The following is an 18401-nucleotide window of genomic DNA, read 5'->3' on the forward strand; positions in this document are numbered from 1 at the left end:
AGAAGAGCAGGATCATGGAGAAAGAACAGTCCGCCAAGTTCATGCATGACTTGCTGCGCCACATGCGCGCCAAGGAAGCGTCCGACCTGTTCATCACCGCCGATTTTCCGCCGGCGATGAAGATCGACGGCCGGGTGACGCCGGTGTCGAACCAGGTCCTGAGCGCCCAGCACACCAAGGAGCTGGCGCGCGCGATCATGAACGACCGCCAGGCCGAGGAGTTCGAAGGTACCAAGGAGTGCAATTTCGCGATCAGCCCGGGCAACCTTGGCCGCTTCCGCGTCAATGCCTTCATGCAGCAAGGTCGCGTCGGCATGGTGCTGCGGACGATCAACTCCGAGATCCCGAGGCTCGAGGACCTCGGCCTGCCGCCGGTGCTGAAGGACATCGCCATGACCAAACGCGGTCTGGTGATCTTCGTCGGCGGTACCGGCTCGGGCAAGTCGACGTCGCTGGCGGCGATGGTCGGCCACCGCAACGAAACCGCCTACGACCACATCATCACGATCGAGGATCCGATCGAGTACGTGCACGAGCACAAGCGCTCGATCGTGACCCAGCGCGAGGTCGGCGTCGACACCGACTCGTGGATGGCGGCGCTGAAGAACACGCTGCGCCAGGCGCCGGACGTGATCCTGATCGGCGAAATCCGCGACCGCGAAACGATGGATTACGCGATCGCCTTTGCCGAGACCGGTCACCTCTGTATGGCGACGCTGCATGCCAACTCGTCGAATCAGGCCCTCGACCGGATCATCAACTTCTTCCCCGAAGAGCGCAAAGCCCAGCTGCTGATGGACCTGTCGCTCAACCTCAAGGCCTTCGTGTCGCAGCGGCTGGTCCCGCATCGCGCCGGCAAGGGCCGCGTCGCGGCGGTCGAGGTGATGCTCAACAGCCCGCTGATTTCCGAGCTGATCTTCAAGGGCGACGTGCACGAGATCAAGGAAATCATGAAGCGCTCGCGCGAACTGGGCATGCAGACCTTCGACCAGAGCCTGTTCGACCTGTACGAGGCCGGCAAGATCAGCTACGAAGACGCGCTGCGCAACGCCGACTCGGTCAATGACCTGCGCCTGCAGATCAAGCTCAATGGTTCCGAAGCGAAACAGAAGGACGTGCTGAGCGGCTTCGATCACCTGGACATCGTTTGAGCCGGCGACGTTTTACGCATCCCATGAACGCCAGTCCACTGTCCCGCTGTCTGATGACGCTGCTGCTCGGTCTGCCGGCGGCAGGGCTGGCTGCGACCCTGGGCGAGCTGCAGGTGCATTCGGCACTCGGCGAGCGGTTCGATGCATCGATTCCGGTCCGGCTTGGCGCAGGCGAGAACCTTGGCAGCGCCTGTTTCCGTCTGGTGCCGGACGCGGTCGATGGCGATGCTGCGGCGCTCGTCAACGCGCGGCTGCGCTATCAGGGCGAAGGGGGCCGTGGCGAGCTGCAAATCGTCGGTACCGAACCCTTGCAGGAACCGATGCTGCAACTCGTCGTGCGCGTGCAGTGCCGTGACGACGAGCAGCCGCGCTTCCAGCGCAGTTACAACGTACTGGTCGACCCGCGCGACTATGCAATGCCGCGCGGCAGCCGGCGTGCGACGCCGGTGCGGAACGAGCGCCGCTATCCGGCGCTTGGCGGCAGCCTGCGGGTGGCCGAGGGCGATACCGTCTCGCAACTGGCGCGACACTATTTTCCAGATGACCGGGCCGCACGGGCGCGCTTTGTCGATGCGCTGTACCAGCAGAATCCGGATCTGCCACAGGGGCTCGACGCACCGCTGCCGGAAGATGTGTTGCTGGCGCTGCCGCGCGCAAGCAGTGCGGTGGAAGCCACGCCCAAGCCGGTTGTGCCGCCACTGCGACTGGCGCCGCAGCCGGCCGACACGCTGAGCGTGACCGTTCCGGAACCGTTGCCGCAAGTGCCGGCGCTGCCGGCATCGCAGGCGACGCAAGTGCAGGGCGAGTTCCGCCTGCAGCTGTCGTCTCCCAGTCTCGACCTCGGACGCGAGTCCGAGCTGTCGCCGGAGGAGCGGCTGAAGCTGCGCGAGCGGCTGCTGACGCTGACGTCGGACGACCAGACTTCGCAACTGATGGCACTGAAGTACCAGGTTGCCCAGCTTGAAAAACAGTTGAACACCCTGCGGCAGGGCGAGCCGGCAGAGCAGGCCAGCGCGGTGAAGCCACGAAGCCGCGAGGCCGGTGACGACGGTCTGTCGCCATGGTGGCTGTCGCTGCTGCTGCTGATTCCGCTGGGTTTCGTCGCTTGGCGCTGGCGTACCCGCCAGCAGGATTACGGCGACGCCTTCTCGCTGGCTCATCCGCGCGAATCCGACGGCACCCTGTCGCTACGGCCGGTCACGTTGCCGCCGTCCGAGCCGCGTGTGCGTACCGCCCTCGGGGCGACGACGCTGGTACAGAACATCGGCCAGATCGCCGACGAATTCCACAACGAGGACGTCGACGTCGTGCTGCCGGGCAATGTGTCCGAGGAAGCGCAACTGCTGATCGACCATGGCCTGATCCAGCAGGCGATCAACCTGCTCAACCATGAAATCGAGCAGCACCCGACCGTGCTGGTGCTGTGGATGAAGCTGTTCGACGTCTATCGCCAGAACGACATGAAGCAGCCGTTCCAGGAGCGGGCGGTGGCGTTCCGGCTGCAGTTCGCCAGCGATGCGCTGTGGCAGCAGGTCCAGTCGATCGGCCTGCGTGTCGATCCGGAGAACCCGCTGTACCGCTCGCTCGACGACAGCATCGATCATCAGCTCGATCTCGGAAAGTCCGCCGGACCGATCCTGGCCGACGAAGCATTCGACTTCGCGGCGGTCATGCATCAGGACGCCGGGCTTGCGCCGCCCTCTTCGGTGGTGGAGTTGCCGGAGGCGCACGATGACTACGACGGCGTGCCGCCGCTGCCGACGATCGAAGAGCTCGACTTCCAGCTCGAGCCCTTCGGCGAGTCGCCGGCGATCCTGGCCACGCCAGCACCCGCGCCGCATTCCGGGGATGGCGAGCGTTTTCAGGCCGACCCGGCCGATTTCGTCAGCAATGATCCGCAGTTGCAGCAGGTCGCACGTCACTTGGCCTTGGGCGAACAGGACGCTGCCTACCAGCTGCTCGAGCAGGCGCTGCTGCATGGCAGCAGCATGGAGCAGCGGCTGACGGCGATGAAGTGGCTGGACAAACTGGCGCCGGTTCGCAGCCGCTGAATGGCCTGACGCCAGACGACAAAGCCGCCCGAGGGCGGCTTTGTCATTGACGGAGGCCGGACTCAGGCGGCAAGGACACGCGCCAGATAGTGGCCGGTATGGCTGGCCGGGTTCGCCGCGACGGCTTCCGGGGCCCCGCAGGCGATGATCTGGCCGCCGCCGGCACCGCCTTCGGGGCCGAGGTCGACGACCCAGTCGGCGGTCTTGATCACGTCGAGGTTGTGCTCGATCACCACCACGGTATTGCCGTGTTCGGACAGGCGCTGCAGTACCGACAGCAACAGGTCGATGTCGTGGAAGTGCAGGCCGGTGGTCGGCTCGTCGAGGATGTAGAGCGTGCGGCCGGTGTCGCGCTTGGACAGCTCGAGTGCCAGCTTGACCCGCTGCGCTTCGCCGCCCGACAGCGTCGTTGCCGACTGGCCGAGACGGATGTAGCCGAGGCCGACGTCCATCAGCGTCTTCAGTTTGCGAGCGACCGTCGGTACCGCCTCGAAGAACGCCAGCGCCTGCTCGACGGTCATCTCCAGTACTTCGGTGATGTTCTTGCCCTTGTACTGGACTTCGAGCGTTTCGCGGTTGTAGCGCTTGCCGTGGCAGACGTCGCACGGCACGTAGACGTCGGGCAGAAAGTGCATTTCGACCTTGAGCACGCCATCGCCCTGGCAGGCCTCGCAGCGGCCACCCTTGACGTTGAACGAGAAGCGCCCGGGTCCGTAGCCGCGCTCGCGGCTCGACGGCACGCCGGCGAACAGCTCGCGGATCGGCGTGAACAGCCCGGTGTAGGTCGCGGGGTTCGAGCGCGGCGTCCGGCCGATCGGGCTCTGGTCGACGCTGATGACCTTGTCGAAGTGGTCGAGTCCGTGTACTTCGTGGAACGGTGCCGGCTCGGCCGATGCACCGTTGAGTTCCTTCGCTGCCAGCGTGTACAGCGTATCGTTGATCAGCGTGCTCTTGCCCGAGCCCGACACGCCGGTGATCGCGACGAACAGTCCCACCGGCAGCGCCAGGTTCACGTACTTGAGGTTGTTGCCGTGCGCGCCCTTGAGCGTCAGCCAGCGGTCCGGTTCCGGATCGCGGCGCTTGGCCGGAATTTCGATCTTGCGTGCGCCGGAGAGGAACTGGCCGGTGATCGAACGCGGTTCCTTCATGATGTCGTCCGGATGGCCGGCGGCGATGACTTCACCGCCGTGGACGCCGGCGCCGGGGCCGATGTCGACGAGGAAGTCGGCGGCGCGGATCGCATCCTCGTCGTGTTCGACGACGATCACCGAGTTGTCGAGGTCGCGCAGCCGCATCAGCGTACCGAGCAGCCGGTCGTTGTCGCGCTGGTGCAGGCCGATCGACGGCTCGTCGAGCACGTACATCACGCCGGTCAGGCCCGAGCCGATCTGGCTGGCAAGACGGATGCGCTGCGCTTCGCCACCCGACAGCGTGTCGGCACTGCGCTCCAGGCTCAGGTAGTCGAGGCCGACGTTGACGAGGAAGCCGAGGCGTTCGCGGATTTCCTTGACGATCTTTTCGGCGATCTGTGCTTTCGCACCTTCAAGCTGGAGCCCTTCGAAAAACGCCGCGGTGTCGCGCAGCGCCATCTGCGCGATGTTGTGCAGGTTCTCGGTACCCACCTTCACATGCCGCGCCTCGCGGCGCAGGCGTGAGCCCAAGCAACTGGGGCAGGGCTGGTTGTTCTGGTATTTGGCGAGTTCTTCGCGAACAGCCGACGAGTCGGTCTCGCGGTAGCGGCGCTCGAGGTTCGGGATGATGCCCTCGAAGGCGTGGATGCGTTCGAACTTGCTGCCGCGCTCGTTCATGTACGTGAAGGCGATCTCGTCGCGGCCCGAACCGTGCAGCACCACCTGCTGCACCGGCTCGCCAAGTTCGTCCCACGGCGTGTTGACGTCGAAGTCGTAGTGGTTCGCGAGGCTCAGCAGCATCTGGAAGTAGAACTGGTTGCGCTTGTCCCAGCCCTTGATCGCGCCGGCGGCGAGGCTCAGCTCGGGGTGGGCGACGACCCGCTTCGGATCGAAGTAGGTGATCTGGCCGAGACCGTCGCACTTCGGGCAGGCGCCCATCGGGTTGTTGAACGAGAACAGCCGCGGCTCGAGCTCGGGCAGGCTGTAGCTGCACACCGGGCAGGCGAACTTGGCCGAAAACCAGTGCTCCTTGCCGCTGTCCATTTCCAGCGCAATGGCGCGACCGTCGGCGTGGCGGAGTGCGGTCTCGAACGATTCGGCCAGCCGCTGCTGCAGGTCGGCGCGGACCTTGAGGCGGTCGATGACGACGTCGATCGTGTGCTTCTTGTTCTTGTCGAGCTTCGGAACCGCGTCCATCTCGTAGACTTCGCCGTCGACGCGCACGCGGACGAAGCCCTGCGCACGCAGCTCGTCGAACAGGTCGAGGTTTTCGCCCTTCTTGCCGACGATGACCGGCGCCAGCACCATCAGCTTGGTGTCTTCGGGCAGTGCCAGGACGTGATCGACCATCTGGCTCACGGTCTGCGACTGCAGCGGCAGCTCGTGGTCGGGGCAGTAAGGCGTACCGACGCGTGCGAACAGGAGCCGCAGGTAGTCGTGGATTTCGGTCACGGTGCCGACGGTCGAGCGGGGGTTGTGGCTGGTGGCCTTCTGCTCGATCGAGATCGCCGGGCTCAGACCCTCGATCAGGTCGACGTCGGGCTTTTCCATCAACTGCAAAAACTGCCGCGCATACGCCGACAGCGATTCGACGTAACGGCGCTGGCCTTCGGCGTACAGCGTGTCGAACGCCAGCGAGCTCTTGCCCGAACCCGAGAGGCCGGTGATCACCACGAGCTTGCCGCGCGGGATGTCGAGATTGACGTTCTTCAGGTTGTGCGTTCGCGCGCCGCGGATGCGGATCAGCGGCGTGTCTGCGTCAGCGGGGCGGTAGCTCATGGCGTGCTCGTCAAGGTTGAAAAGGCAACCACCAAGTTTACCGGAGAACATTTGTCCTGGTGTACGTTTGTTCTGCTTGGCGACCTTCCGGCCGAGGTCGGCAGCATCCCGGCCGCCTGTTAGAATCGCGTCTTTCGCCTTGCCGCTATCCTCATGTCCCCGCTCGAACTACGCGCCGCCTCCGGGCTTGCCGGGCTGTACGCCTTGCGCATGCTCGGCATGTTCCTCGTGCTGCCGGTCTTTGCCGTCTACGCCGGCCACATGCCCGGTGGCGACAACCACGCGCTGGTCGGGCTGGCCTTCGGGGCCTACGGACTGACGCAGGCGCTACTGCAGCTGCCGTTCGGCATGTGGAGCGACCACGTCGGCCGCAAGAAGGTGATCTACATCGGTCTGGCGCTGTTCGCACTCGGCAGCATCATGTGCGCGATGGCCGACCACATCGTCTGGCTGATCGTCGGCCGAGCGGTGCAGGGCGCCGGGGCGATCTCGGCGGCGATCACCGCGCTGCTGGCCGACCTGACGCGCGAGGAACACCGGACCAAGGCGATGGCGATGATCGGCGCGAGCATCGCCGGTACCTTTGCGGTGTCGCTGGTCGTGGCACCGAAACTGGCCGGCTGGATCGGTCTGCCGGGGATCTTCGTCCTGACGGCGGTGCTGGCGCTGGTCGCCATTGTCGGTGTCGCCCGGGTGATTCCGAGTCCGGCGGTGTCACGCTTCCATTCCGATGCCGAGACCAGCGCCCGGCGCTTGCCGTCGGTGCTGCGCGATCCGCAGCTGCTGCGACTCAACTACGGCGTGTTTGCACTGCACGCTGCCCAGATGGCGATGTTCACGGTGATGCCGCTGCTGCTCGCCAAGGTCGGCCACCTCGATGTATCGCGGCACTGGTGGGTGTACCTGCCGGTGGTGCTGCTCAGTTTCGTGCTGATGGTGCCGGCGGTGATCTACGGCGAGAAGAAGCGGCAGCTCAAGCGTGTCTTCCTCTGGGCGATCGGACTGATGTTCGCCGCGCAGATCGGCATGACGCTGTACATGCCGAGCCTGACGATGATCGTCGTCTGGCTGGCACTGTATTTCATCGCCTTCAACGTACTGGAAGCGATCCAGCCCAGCCTGATCTCCAAGATTGCCCCGGCCGACGCCAAAGGTACGGCCATGGGGGTCTACAACACCTGCCAGGCCGCGGCGATGTTCCTCGGCTCGGCGCTGGCGGGCTGGCTGTATCAGCGTTTCGATTCGCCGGTGCCGGTGTTTGCGCTGTCGGCTGTGCTGGTCGGCTTCTGGCTGACCGTGGCGTGGCGGATGCGTGCGCCCAAGCCGGTCCGGACCCAACTCTTTCACATTGGCGAAGCATGGCAGGGCGATCCGGCCGCGCTGTCTGATAAACTTTCACGGATTGCCGGCGTTTCCGAAGCCGTCGTGTTGCTGGACGAGCGGGTAGCCCTGCTCAAGGTGATGCAGGACGGCTGGAATGAAGACGAGGCTAAACAATTGATTATGGAGACGCACTGATGGCTTCCTTGAACAAGGTCATCCTGATCGGCAACCTCGGGCGCGATCCCGAAGTCCGCTACCTGCCGAACGGCGACGCGGTGTGCAATTTCAGCATCGCCACGACCGAAAACTGGAAGGACAAGTCCGGTCAGAAGCAGGAAAAAACCGAGTGGCACAACATCACCATGTACCGCCGTCTGGCTGAAATCGCCAGCCAGTACCTGAAGAAGGGCAGCTCGGTCTACATCGAAGGCAAGCTGCAGACCCGCAAGTGGCAGGACAAGCAGACCGGCGCCGACCGTTACACCACTGAAATCATCGCCGACCAGATGCAGATGCTCGGCGGTCGCTCGGGTGGTGGCGGTGGCGGCTCGATGGACCAGGGCGGCGGCGGTTACGACGATTTCAACCAGAGCTACGCACCGGCTCCGGCTGCAGCACCGGCGGCGCGCCCGCAGGCGGCACCGGCGCCGAAGCGCAATTTCGACGATTTCGAGGACGATATTCCGTTCTGAAATGTGCCTTGTACTCGGAGGCACCAACAAAAACCCCGCGATGTTGCGGGGTTTTTTATTGCCGATTCGCGATCGATTCGCGATCGGGGCGCCGTTCCATCAGCAGGTAAACGCCTTTGTCCTCGACGGGCACGAAGCCGAGTCGCAGGTAAAGCCGCAATGCCGGATTGGTTTTGTCGACGTGCAACTGCACGGGCTTGTCCTGTGTACAGCAGGCCGCGAGCAGCGCCGTGCCCAGCTCGCGATTGCGGTACTCGGGCAGCAGGCTCAGGTCGATCACGCGCAAGGCGGTGACACCGTCCTGAAGGTAAAGGCGACCGACCGGCGTTTCGTCGTGCAGCACCAGCCAGAATGCTGCGTCCGGGTAGGCGAAGTATGCCCGTTGCTGGGCGACGAACTGCATCTGCACGAAGGCATCACGCTGCGCGTCCTGCCAGCCCAGTGCGTTCAGTTCGTCGGCCCGGGTGGAGGCGTAGAGCTGCAGCAAAAAGGACTGGTCTTCCGCGGTCACCGTACGCAAACGCAGGTGCGGATGAGCGAAGGTAAGGGCATCGATTGTCGCGTGCATGGCATCCCCGTGTGTCAGGGGGCGCCGGCCGCATGTGCGGCCGGGCGCGAACCCGGTTTATGGCCGGGGCGGGAAGTCGCCCTGCAGGGCGATGCAGAAGTTGACTGCCTGATACGGCTGTCGGTTTTCGTGCGCCGTGCCGGCGCCGACGGCCTGCACGACCTGCGGTGCCAGCGCGGTCAGTGGCGCCGCCTTGTCGGCCGGAATGAAGGTGTCGTTGGTCGGCGTGAAGTACCGACCGGGCAGACGGCCGGCTGCTGTCGTCGACGCCGGTCTGCCGATGTCCGCGTAGGCCGTGTGGGTGTGGCTCGGCATGTTCGCCGTGGTCACCGTGACGCTTGCAGTGCCCAGGCGTACCCCGGACTGGTTGTTGACCGTGCCGATGACCGCCAGGCCGCGCAAGTCGGGCAAGCCGAACGTCGTCCTGCCGTCGCCGCCATAGGTCGTCCCGAGGAGCGTGAACAGCGCGGTGTTCTGCGAAATCGGCAGAATCTGGCCGTCGCAGAATGCCCAGCCTTCCGGTGCGTAGTTGCAGCCGAAAATCCGGATTTCTCCGATGTACTGATCTGACATGTCTCTGGCTCCTCGCACTCAGCCTTGCGACGGGAAGTAACCCGCCGTGGCGATGATGTAGTTGATCGACAGCGTCGGCATCAGGTTCGGGATCGGCTGGTTGCCGCCCGTGCTGGTCAGCGCCTGCGGCGACAGCCGCTGTTTGCTCGGCGAGTTGGCAAGGCCGCTGTTGTAGAAGGCCGCGGGGCCGGTCGCCAGCGCGAAGTTGTTGTCGGCGCCGATATTGGTGGCCGGATTGCTGCTGGCGGACAGCGTGTGCGTGTGTGCCGGCAGCTGGGCTTGCGTCAGGGTGACGCTTTCGGTCCCCAGCTTCTGGCCGATGACGCGGTTGCTGGTTTGCGGCCCCTGGCCCTGGCCGATCGGCAACTGGCCGGTCAGGTTCGGGACGCAAAAGGTGGTGACGCCGTCGCCACCGTAGGTGGTGCCGATCAGGGTATACAACACCTCGTTTTCACTGATCGGCAATGCCTGACCCTGACAAAAGGCCCAGCCCACCGGTGCGTAATTGCCGGCAAACAGCCGTACTTCACCCACAAACGGTTCTGACATGGTGTCTCCTCAGGATCGGGTCGGGTAGATACCGCTCAGGCAGATGATGTAGTTCATCACCAGCGAGGGCTGCATGTTGTTGCGGGCTTCGCCACTGCCGGTGATGCCGCAGGCTTCGTCCTGCAGGGCCGTCAGATTGGCGGCGCTGGCGTACAGATTGGGGCCGGCACCGGAGATGTTGGGGTCGGTATCACTGTGCAGGTTGCTGGTCGCAAGCAGCCTGTCGCCGTTCGTTCCGGCATTCGCTGCCGTCGCCGGTTGCCCGGATACCGCGAAGGTGTGGGTGTGCGGCGGCAGATTGGCTGTCGTCAGCGCCACGGTTTCCTGGCCAGCACTCTTGCCTTGCTGGTAGCTGACGTCTGCCGGGTTGCGATGTACCGGCGTACGGCCGCGCAGGTCCGGCAGGGCAAAGTTGGTAGTGCCGTTGCCGCCGTACTGGGTGCTGAGCAGCGAAAACAGGGCCTGATTCTGATTGATCGGGAGCAATGCACCATTACAGAACGCCCAGCCTCTCGGGGCGATCGGAAAGGCACACAGCTTTATTTCTCCGAGGTAGGGATCCACAACAACCTCCTTCTGAAGCTATTCAGCGCTGCGTCGACAAAACGCTTGCCGTGGCCGGCAAGCGGGGAGAGCGGGCCGGCCGCAATTCGCGACCAGTTCGCCCGTATTTAATCGACAGATGATATACGCGGTTATTTTGTTGTTTGTAATGAAAAGGCTGTCTTGAAGGGTGGTGCGTTGCATACAAACACCACAATGAAGCTGGTCAGTCCTTTCGCCACGCTTTGCAGTCGGATGCAAGTATCCTCTCGGCATTGTGTTGCTTTTTCAATTGTTCGGCGCTGTATTCGACTTGCAGACCGGCGTGGACAAGCGTTGCACATCAGCCGGGCAATCGACGTCGGCAGTAGATTCCAGGTAGTAAGGTTGACTGGCCTCGCTTGGCGCATGGCTTCGGGAGACGGTTTTTTTTCGTCGCCGGGTAGCTGCAGGTGGCAGCCTTGATTTCAGATAAAAGATGATTCCGTGTAAGACGGGAAGGGGCGGAAATGGATAATGGCGATGTGCTCGGCGGGGCGAGGCTGCGGTGGCAAGGACTGTCCGGCGTGCTTGCGTTGATTTTGGCGCTTGTCGGCCTGGGCAGACGGATCATGCCGTTGACCGGCTCGGTGGCAGGCATGTTTCGCCGATCGCGGCTGGCCTGCTTGGCGGGACTGATGATAGGCCTGTCGTCGTCCATGGTTGCTGCCGCACCCTGCTCGTTTACGTGGAATATCACCAATGACGGACGAACCGGCTCTTACGCTCACCTGTTTAGCCTAGGTGAGGCTTCGGCATGTCTTTCGGGCGATGGTCCCTACACCGGAAATGCCGCTGCTCCCGATGGTGGTACTGGCGACCAGCCCGCGGAAGGTGGCGGCGTCAAGGGGGTCGACTGGCAGAATCTGTCCAATACTGTGTACTACACGCCGCCCAGCCCTAACTATACCGGCACGAATAACGTGATCTGGTATGACGTGAACTATCGGCCGATCACGGTCACCATCAACGTGACCGGCGCCGCTCCCACATTGGGATCGGTCTCCCCGACCTCCGGCCCGAGTACTGGTGGCACCAGCGTGACGATTAATGGCACCAATCTTTCGGGTGCAACTTTGGTCAAATTCGGTAGTAACACCGGTTCGATTACCGCCACCACTTCAACGTCGGTGACCGCGACGTCGCCAGCCGGTTCGGGCACGGTCAACATCAGCGTGACGACGCCCGGCGGCACCGCTACGTTGACGAATGCGTTCACCTACACCGCGCCCGTACCGACCGTTTCCAGTGTTTCCCCCAACTCCGGCCCGACCGCCGGCGGCACCAGCGTCACAATCAGCGGTACCGGCTTCAACGGTGCGACTGCGGTCAAGTTCGGTGCGACGAATGCCGGATCGGTTAGCGTCAACAGCGATACCTCGATTACCGCGACATCACCGGCCGGTTCGGGCACCGTCGACATCACCGTGACGACGCCCGGCGGCACCAGCACGACCAGTGCAGCGGATCAGTTCACCTATGTAGCAGCCCCGGTCGCCGGCAGTGCCAATGCCACTGTGAGCCATGGCAGCAGCAGCAATACGATTACCCTGAACCTTTCCGGCGGAACCGCGACCAGCGTGGCCGTTGGCACGCAAGCGGCACACGGCACCGCGACCGCGGCCGGCACCACGATCAGCTATACCCCGGTCTCGTCGTACTCCGGGACCGACAGTTTCACCTATACCGCGACCAATGCCAGCGGTACGTCGGCACCGGCAACGGTCTCCGTCACTGTCAGCGACGCGACGATCAGCTACGCGCCCACGCCCAACAACGGCACGGTCGGCGTGGCGTACAGCCAGTCGTTGGGCGGGGCGAGTGGTGGCACGGCACCTTATATCTACACTCTGGAAACCGGCAGCCTGCCGGCAGGGCTGACCTTGGCCAGCAACGGTCTGCTGTCGGGTACGCCTACCGGGCACGGCACCTTCAACTTCACGATCAAGGCAACCGACAGCAGTACCGGCAACGGGCCGTTCAACAAGATCACGACGGGTTTGTCGATGACGATCAGCTCGCCGACGATTTCGCTCAATCCGACCACGCTGGCATCGGCCACGGTGGCAACGTCCTACAGCGGGGCCGTCTCCGCGTCGGGCGGGGTCGGGCCTTATACCTACACGCTCAATTCCGGCGCGTTGCCGCCAGGTTTGAGCCTGAACGTCAGTACCGGCGGCATCAGCGGTACGCCGACTGCCGGCGGCACGTACAACTTCCAGCTCAAGGCGACCGATAGCGCGAGCGGTGGCCCGTACAACGGCATTCAGTCCTACACGCTGACCGTCGGGGCAGCGACGATTTCGGTTTCGCCGACCAGTCTGTCGGCGGCCACGGTGGCGGCCGGCTACAACCAGACGGTTTCGGCCAGCGGCGGTACCGCGCCGTACAGCTATGCGGTAACGGCCGGCGCCTTGCCGGCCGGTCTGAGCCTGAATACGGCCAACGGCACGCTTAGCGGCACGCCGACGGCGGCCGGTGCGTTCAATTTCACGATCGAGGCCACCGACAGCAGTACCGGCACCGGTGCGCCGTACAAGAACAGCCGCGCCTATACCCTGAACGTCAACGCGCCCACCTTGGCGTTGAGCCCGCCCGGCGGCACCGCGTTCAACGGCAACGTCGGGACCGGCTTCAGCCAGCCCTTTACCGTCTCCGGCGGGGTGGCGCCGTACCAGTTCGCCACACTGTCGGTGACCGGTGGCACGATGCCGACCGGGCTGGGCTTCAATACCGCGACCGGCGTCTTGTCCGGTACGCCAACCAGCGCCGGTACCGTGGCGTTCGACATCACCGGTTCCGACAGCACCGGCGGCGCCGGCTCGACCCCGGTCACCCACTCGTACACGCTGACGGTGGCTGCGCCGACGCTGGTACTGTCGCCGGGTACACTGCCGAATACGGTCCAGGGCACGGCGTACAACCAGCCGCTGAGTACGGCGGGCGGCAGCGCGCCCTACAGTTATGCGGTGACAACCGGCAGCCTGCCGAGCGGGCTGACGCTGAGCAGTGCGGGTGTGCTGTCCGGTACGCCGACGGCGACCGGCAGCTCGACCTTCACCATCACCGCGACCGATGCCCACGCGTTCACGACCAGCCGTAGCTACAGCATCTTGACCAATCCGGCCGTGCCGGTGGCCGGCCCGGTCAGCGCAACCGTGCCGTGGAATACCGCAACGCCGATCGATCTGGCGGCGGTGATGACCGGTGGGCCGGCGAGCAGCGTGACGGTCAGCACGGCACCGGGGCACGGCAGCGTGACGATCAGCGGTTCCGTGGCGACGTATACGCCGGCGCCGGGGTACTCGGGCAGCGACAGCTTTGCTTACACCGCGACCAACGTCAGCGGCGTCTCGGTGGCGATCGTCAGCATCACGGTCAATCCGCAAGGCGTTGTCGCCGGCGCGGTCACCAGTACCGTTGCGTTCAACAGCAGTGCGAACCCGATCGCCCTCAACCTGAGCGGTGGCGCAGTCACCAGTGTTGCCGTCGCCACGGCGCCGGCGCACGGCACCGCCACCGTCAGCGGCACGACCATCAGCTATACGCCGACGGCGGGTTACACCGGCACGGACAGCTTCACCTACACCGGCACCAACGCCAGCGGTACGTCGGCACCGGCCAAGGTCGACATCGTCGTCAACCCGCCGGTACCGGCGCCGCAGCCAATGGCGGCAACGATTCCGGCCAACAGCGGCGCGACCGTAATCGCATTGCAGATCGATGGCGGCCCGGCCACCAGCATCACCGTGGTGACGCCGCCGCAGAACGGCAAGCTGACGCTGATCGGCCTCGGTGCCAACCGTCAGGTGCTCGGAAGCATGACGGCGCCGGGCAGCGTTCAGCCGGCGGTGAGTTACACCCCGAATCCGGGCTTTGCCGGCACCGACAGCTTCAGCTACACCGCGACCAACGCCGCAGGGACCTCGGCTGCGGCCACGGTAACGCTGCAGGTGACACCGCCGGCGCCGGTTCTCGCACCGGTCAGCGCGACCACGGTGTCCGGTGCGCCGGTCACCCTCGACGTGACCGCGCAGGCGACCGGCGGCCCGTTCACCGGTCTCGCCATCGTCACGCCGCCGGCTGATGGTACGGCCGAAGTGCGCGGGATGAGCATCGTCTATACCCCGGGGCCGACGTTCGCCGGCGTGGTCACGATCGGCTATGCACTGAGCAATGCCTGGGGCACGGCCCAGGGCACGGCGACGGTCACCGTCAATGCCCGTCCGGATCCGTCGAAAGACGCGGAAGTGACCGGGCTGCTGTCGGCACAGACCGAGGCGACGCGGCGCTTTGCCCGTGTGCAGCTCGACAATTTCAGTCGCCGGCTGGAAAGCCTGCACGGCAAGGGCTGGGGCGAGTCGGACTTCGGTCTGAGTGCCAACTCCTTCGGCCTGCACGCCGATCGCGACGCCGACCGCAATGCGCGGCGCAACCCGGCCCGACTGGCCGATGCGTCGGGCCGCAACGCGACGAAGACCGACGCCGGCGAGGGCGAGGGCGGCAACAAGGAGGTCCAGCGCGACGAGCTGGCGTTCTGGATCGGCGGTGCGCTCAACTTCGGCCGTCGCGATGCCGAAACCGGTCAGGACAAGTTCCGTTTCAGTACCGACGGCATCAGCATCGGCGGCGACTACCGCGTCAACGATCTGCTTTCGATCGGGGCCGGCGGCGGTTTCGCCCGCGATGTCAGCGATGTCGGCGACAACGGCTCGAAGAGCGAGGGCCGCAGCGGCGTCGTCGCGGTTTACGGCACGCTGCGTCCGACCGAGTCGATGTTCGTCGACGGCATGCTCGGCTACGGCTGGCTGAACTTCGATCTGGACCGCTACATCACCGGCAACGGCGGCTTTGCCTCGGGCTCGCGTGACGGCAGCCAGCTGTTCGGCCTGCTTGCCGCCGGTTATGAGTACCGCAACGGAACGTGGCTGATCTCGCCATACGGCCGCATCGACCTGATGTCGGCGACGCTGGACGCCTATACCGAGTCGGCGGCAGGTCTGAATGCCCTGCGCTACGGCGAGCAGAAGGTGAGGATGACGACCGGCAAGCTCGGCCTGCGGGGAGAGACCAGCTTCGACGTCCCGGTCGGCAAACTCATGCCGCGGCTGCGGATCGAGTACCAGCACCAGTTCGAAGGCAGCGACGATGCGCGCATGGGCTATGCCGACCTCGCGGCCTACGGTTTGGGCTATGTGGCGCATCTGGTGCCGATGGAGCAGAACCAGTGGATCATCGAGTTTGGCGGCAAACTGGCGTTGCGTGACCAGCTGACGCTGTCGCTCGATTACAGCAGCACGCTCAACAACAGCTCGGGCTATGAGCAGGCGGTCCGGTTGATGCTCGGCGTGCCGTTCTGACCCGCATTGCCGCGTGACCTGATCCCTCGCAGCCCGGCTCACCCCGGGCTGTTTTTTTGCGCCGCGCCCGTGCGGCAGGCGCGGCTGCGTTGCCAATAATCCCCATGCCCCGACGATGACGGCTGGTTAGACTGTGGACGAAGGCATTGCAAAAAGGAGAAACCGATGACTCGAACCATGCTGTCGGTCCTGCTGGGTGCAGGGCTGGTTCTGGGCGGTTGCACGACGCTGCCGGCACCGTCCGCCGCCGAGCCGGCGTCGGCAACGTCGTTTCCGAGTGCGCCGGGGGGCGAGCTGGTCATCATGGGCTCGCTCGCGTACCGCGCGCGGATCGCGTTGCCCGAGAGTGCGGTGGCCGTGCTGGAAGTCCGCGACCTGATTTCCGGGCAGGTGGTTGCCGAACAACGCATCGAACTCAAGGGCAAACAGGTACCGGTGCCGATGCTGCTGACGGTTCCGAACGGCGCGCTGAGGGCCGACGGCGATTACGAGGTGCGCGGCGGGATCAAGCAGGGCGGACAACCGGTCTGGGTGAGCGCGCCGGTGCCGTTGTCGCAACAGGCCGGAACGCTGCAACTGGGAACGGTCCAGCTGCAGCCGCACGAGGCACTGGCGTTCGCCAGCCGCCTGCAATGCGGCGATCAGCAGATCGATGCCGGTTTCAAGGGAGACACGATGGTGCTGCAGGCCGGCCAGAAGCGCTTTGCCCTGACGCAGGTCCGGACCGCGTCGGGCGCCAAGTACGTCGCCGACAGCGACGCGCAGACCTGGTTCTGGTCCAAGGGGCAGGGCGGCATGCTGCAGTTGAACGGGAAACAGTACCCCGAGTGCACACCGGTGAAGCAGGAGGTCAGGGGCATGAATGCTGCGATGCTGCAGGGCGCCGAGTGGCGCGTGGTCGACGCCGGGCCTCGACCGGCAACGCTGAACTTTGCGCCCGACGGCCGCATCACCGGCGTTGCCGGCTGCAACCGCTACTTCGGCCAGTACACGCAAAACGGCGACGCGCTGACCTTCTCGCAGGTCGCGGCGACGCGAATGGGGTGCGATGCCGCGGTGATGAAGCAGGAAGCGGCCTTCCTGAAAACGCTGAATCAGGTGCAGCGCTTTTCGATCGCCGCCGACGGCACGCTGACGCTACACGCGGGTGGCGCGGCGGCCATCGTGGCGCGTCGTTGAGCGCACACGTTCGCTGTGCTGGCGGCCTACGCGTCTTCGGCGCAGGCTATCCCGTTACCAGCAAGTGCGTGCATCAAGCTGCAACCGCAGTCGGTGACGGGGTGTACTGCGCCGTCCTGCCGGAACGGTAGCGACAGCCGTCCGGCGCGGGAGTGCGTTGGCGACGGAGCCGCTGCGGCAATGCCGCTGCCGTTGCGCACTCCCGCTGCGGCATCGCGTTGTGCAGCGCGCAATCTGCTACCATAACCGCCCCTTCAACTGCGCTGCCGCTCCGGCTGGCTGGTGGCGGTTCGGGCTGGCTTTTTTCAAGATTTCCCTTTTGTGAAGAAAGGGTTGCGTTTAAGTTTCATACTTTGGATGCACTGCAGAGCGATATGGATCAAATCGTAAAATCCGATACTCCGGCCGACAGCGAAGCCACATTGCGCCTGGTCACGGGCGCGGTACTCAAGTTGTGGGATGTCGTCGACGATCTGTCGAAGTTGCGTCCGCAACATACGCCGCATTATCACGTGACGATCTTCGGCTCGGCCCGGATCGAAGAAGCCACGCCCGCCTACGAGGCGGTGAAGCAGCTGGCAGCCGAACTGGCCGCAATGGGTTGCCGCATCGTCACCGGTGGCGGTCCGGGCCTGATGCAGGCCGCCAACGAAGGCGCCCGCGAAGGCGCGCCGGACAAGCCCGAAGCATCGGTCGGCATCCGCATCGATCTCGACTTCGAACAGCACGTCAACGATTTCGTCGGTCGGGTGTTCGAGCACAAGACCTTCTTCTCGCGTCTGCACCACTTCATCCTGCGCTCGAACGCGTTCATCGTCACGCCAGGCGGCGTCGGCACGCTGCTGGAGCTGGCGATGGTCTGGCAGCTGCTGCAGGTCCGCAAGCTGTACGGTACGCCGCTGATCCTCGTCGGCGATATGTGGCACGAGCTGGTCGACTGGGCCAAGCGCTACATGGTCGACAACGGCGCCGGTCTCGCCAGCGGTGTGGACATGCAGATTCCGGTCGTGGTCGACACGATCGAAGACGCGGTCCACCTGATGCGCGAACACCATGCCAAGTGGCTGGCCGAAGGTCAGCCGAACGGTGCCGCCTCCGAATGAAATGCCGGATGATGGTGCTGGCGCTGTTGCTGGCCGGCCCGGCTTGGGCGACCAGCGGCGATGCCTGGAAGGCGACCGCCGGCGTCGCCCGCGACGCCTGCGCATCGGCCGCGCGCGCGGCCGGCTACAAGCAGCTGAAGTTTCCCAGCCCGTATCAGGCCAGCAGCGGCGGCGTGACCTGGTTTCTCAACGGCCTGAAGAAGGGGGCACCGGAACGCCAGCTGCTGTACTGCCGCTACGATGGCATGCGCGGTCGGGTCGAGGCGCTGCTCGCCTACGTGGCCGACTACACGCCGGACTGATGCGGCAGCAGCCGGCAACAAAAAAGCCCGTCCAACGACGGGCTTTTTTGTTGCCGGAT

At 64.9% G+C, this 18401-nt stretch carries 13 protein-coding genes and 1 pseudogene; 9 read left to right on the plus strand and 5 right to left on the minus strand.

Going from position 1 to position 18401, the window contains the following annotated elements; translation table 11 throughout:
• Positions 1 to 14: 14 nt before the first annotated feature.
• Together IE097_RS13370 and IE097_RS13375 are read left to right on the plus strand one after the other, a co-directional pair.
• Positions 15 to 1151, plus strand: a complete 1137-nt coding sequence (locus tag IE097_RS13370) for a PilT/PilU family type 4a pilus ATPase (RefSeq protein ID WP_189461357.1) — start codon at positions 15 to 17, stop codon at positions 1149 to 1151.
• A gap of 23 nt (positions 1152 to 1174) precedes the next feature.
• On the plus strand, positions 1175 to 3202 hold the full coding sequence (locus IE097_RS13375; protein WP_189461358.1) for a type IV pilus assembly protein FimV: 2028 nt from the start codon (positions 1175 to 1177) through the stop codon (positions 3200 to 3202).
• Positions 3203 to 3264: 62 nt separating this feature from the next.
• Here the strand turns inward: IE097_RS13375 and uvrA are convergent, their stop codons facing one another.
• Positions 3265 to 6111, minus strand: coding sequence for an excinuclease ABC subunit UvrA (uvrA, locus tag IE097_RS13380; protein ID WP_189461359.1), 2847 nt, complete (start codon positions 6109 to 6111; stop codon positions 3265 to 3267).
• A gap of 153 nt (positions 6112 to 6264) precedes the next feature.
• On the opposite strand from uvrA, the gene IE097_RS13385 reads away from it, so the two are divergent.
• Positions 6265 to 7629 (plus strand): MFS transporter, encoded by a 1365-nt coding sequence (locus IE097_RS13385; RefSeq protein WP_189461360.1) that lies wholly within the window; start codon positions 6265 to 6267, stop codon positions 7627 to 7629.
• The gene (locus IE097_RS13390) at positions 7629 to 8126 is read left to right on the plus strand and encodes a single-stranded DNA-binding protein (protein WP_189461361.1); all 498 of its coding nucleotides are present in this window, start codon (positions 7629 to 7631) and stop codon (positions 8124 to 8126) included. Before IE097_RS13385 ends, IE097_RS13390 begins: the two co-directional genes overlap by 1 nt.
• 55 nt (positions 8127 to 8181) lie before the next feature.
• On the opposite strand, the gene IE097_RS13395 is transcribed toward IE097_RS13390, so the two are convergent.
• Genes IE097_RS13395 through IE097_RS13410 form a run of 4 tightly spaced genes read right to left on the minus strand, consistent with a single transcriptional unit; the run spans position 8182 to position 10380 of the window.
• Positions 8182 to 8694: a GNAT family N-acetyltransferase gene (locus IE097_RS13395; protein WP_189461362.1), complete on the minus strand. Its 513-nt coding sequence runs from the start codon at positions 8692 to 8694 to the stop codon at positions 8182 to 8184.
• 57 nt (positions 8695 to 8751) lie between these two features.
• Positions 8752 to 9267: a phage tail protein gene (locus IE097_RS13400; RefSeq protein WP_189461363.1), complete on the minus strand. Its 516-nt coding sequence runs from the start codon at positions 9265 to 9267 to the stop codon at positions 8752 to 8754.
• Between the two features lie 18 nt (positions 9268 to 9285).
• Positions 9286 to 9816 carry a phage tail protein gene (locus IE097_RS13405; RefSeq protein ID WP_189461364.1) on the minus strand — a complete coding sequence of 177 codons (531 nt, stop codon included), beginning with the start codon at positions 9814 to 9816 and terminating at the stop codon, positions 9286 to 9288.
• Between the two features lie 9 nt (positions 9817 to 9825).
• Positions 9826 to 10380: a phage tail protein gene (locus IE097_RS13410; RefSeq protein ID WP_189461365.1), complete on the minus strand. Its 555-nt coding sequence runs from the start codon at positions 10378 to 10380 to the stop codon at positions 9826 to 9828.
• Between the two features lie 677 nt (positions 10381 to 11057).
• Between IE097_RS13410 and IE097_RS19635 the strand changes: the two are divergent.
• The 5 genes and pseudogenes from IE097_RS19635 to IE097_RS13430 form a co-directional block, all read left to right on the plus strand.
• Positions 11058 to 11561, plus strand: a pseudogene (locus tag IE097_RS19635) (IPT/TIG domain-containing protein); the annotation flags it as partial.
• Positions 11562 to 11600: 39 nt separating this feature from the next.
• On the plus strand, positions 11601 to 15758 hold the full coding sequence (locus IE097_RS13415; protein WP_229797587.1) for a putative Ig domain-containing protein: 4158 nt from the start codon (positions 11601 to 11603) through the stop codon (positions 15756 to 15758).
• Between the two features lie 165 nt (positions 15759 to 15923).
• Positions 15924 to 16937, plus strand: a complete 1014-nt coding sequence (locus IE097_RS13420) for an META domain-containing protein (protein ID WP_189461367.1) — start codon at positions 15924 to 15926, stop codon at positions 16935 to 16937.
• A gap of 374 nt (positions 16938 to 17311) precedes the next feature.
• The gene (locus IE097_RS13425) at positions 17312 to 18040 is read left to right on the plus strand and encodes an LOG family protein (protein ID WP_189461368.1); all 729 of its coding nucleotides are present in this window, start codon (positions 17312 to 17314) and stop codon (positions 18038 to 18040) included.
• Positions 18037 to 18342, plus strand: coding sequence for a hypothetical protein (locus IE097_RS13430; protein ID WP_189461369.1), 306 nt, complete (start codon positions 18037 to 18039; stop codon positions 18340 to 18342). The genes IE097_RS13425 and IE097_RS13430 overlap by 4 nt, the downstream gene beginning before the upstream one ends.
• Positions 18343 to 18401: the final 59 nt, after the last annotated feature.

The organism is Jeongeupia chitinilytica, from assembly GCF_014652315.1.
Lineage (GTDB): Bacteria > Pseudomonadota > Gammaproteobacteria > Burkholderiales > Chitinibacteraceae > Jeongeupia > Jeongeupia chitinilytica.

Coding starts and splice junctions, on each gene's coding strand:
- IE097_RS13370 (WP_189461357.1), top strand. CDS start 15: ATGGAGAAAGAACAGTCCGCCAAGTTCATGCATGACTTGCTGCGCCAC.
- IE097_RS13375 (WP_189461358.1), top strand. CDS start 1,175: ATGAACGCCAGTCCACTGTCCCGCTGTCTGATGACGCTGCTGCTCGGT.
- uvrA (WP_189461359.1), bottom strand. CDS start 6,111: ATGAGCTACCGCCCCGCTGACGCAGACACGCCGCTGATCCGCATCCGC.
- IE097_RS13385 (WP_189461360.1), top strand. CDS start 6,265: ATGTCCCCGCTCGAACTACGCGCCGCCTCCGGGCTTGCCGGGCTGTAC.
- IE097_RS13390 (WP_189461361.1), top strand. CDS start 7,629: ATGGCTTCCTTGAACAAGGTCATCCTGATCGGCAACCTCGGGCGCGAT.
- IE097_RS13395 (WP_189461362.1), bottom strand. CDS start 8,694: ATGCACGCGACAATCGATGCCCTTACCTTCGCTCATCCGCACCTGCGT.
- IE097_RS13400 (WP_189461363.1), bottom strand. CDS start 9,267: ATGTCAGATCAGTACATCGGAGAAATCCGGATTTTCGGCTGCAACTAC.
- IE097_RS13405 (WP_189461364.1), bottom strand. CDS start 9,816: ATGTCAGAACCGTTTGTGGGTGAAGTACGGCTGTTTGCCGGCAATTAC.
- IE097_RS13420 (WP_189461367.1), top strand. CDS start 15,924: ATGACTCGAACCATGCTGTCGGTCCTGCTGGGTGCAGGGCTGGTTCTG.
- IE097_RS13425 (WP_189461368.1), top strand. CDS start 17,312: ATGGATCAAATCGTAAAATCCGATACTCCGGCCGACAGCGAAGCCACA.
- IE097_RS13430 (WP_189461369.1), top strand. CDS start 18,037: ATGAAATGCCGGATGATGGTGCTGGCGCTGTTGCTGGCCGGCCCGGCT.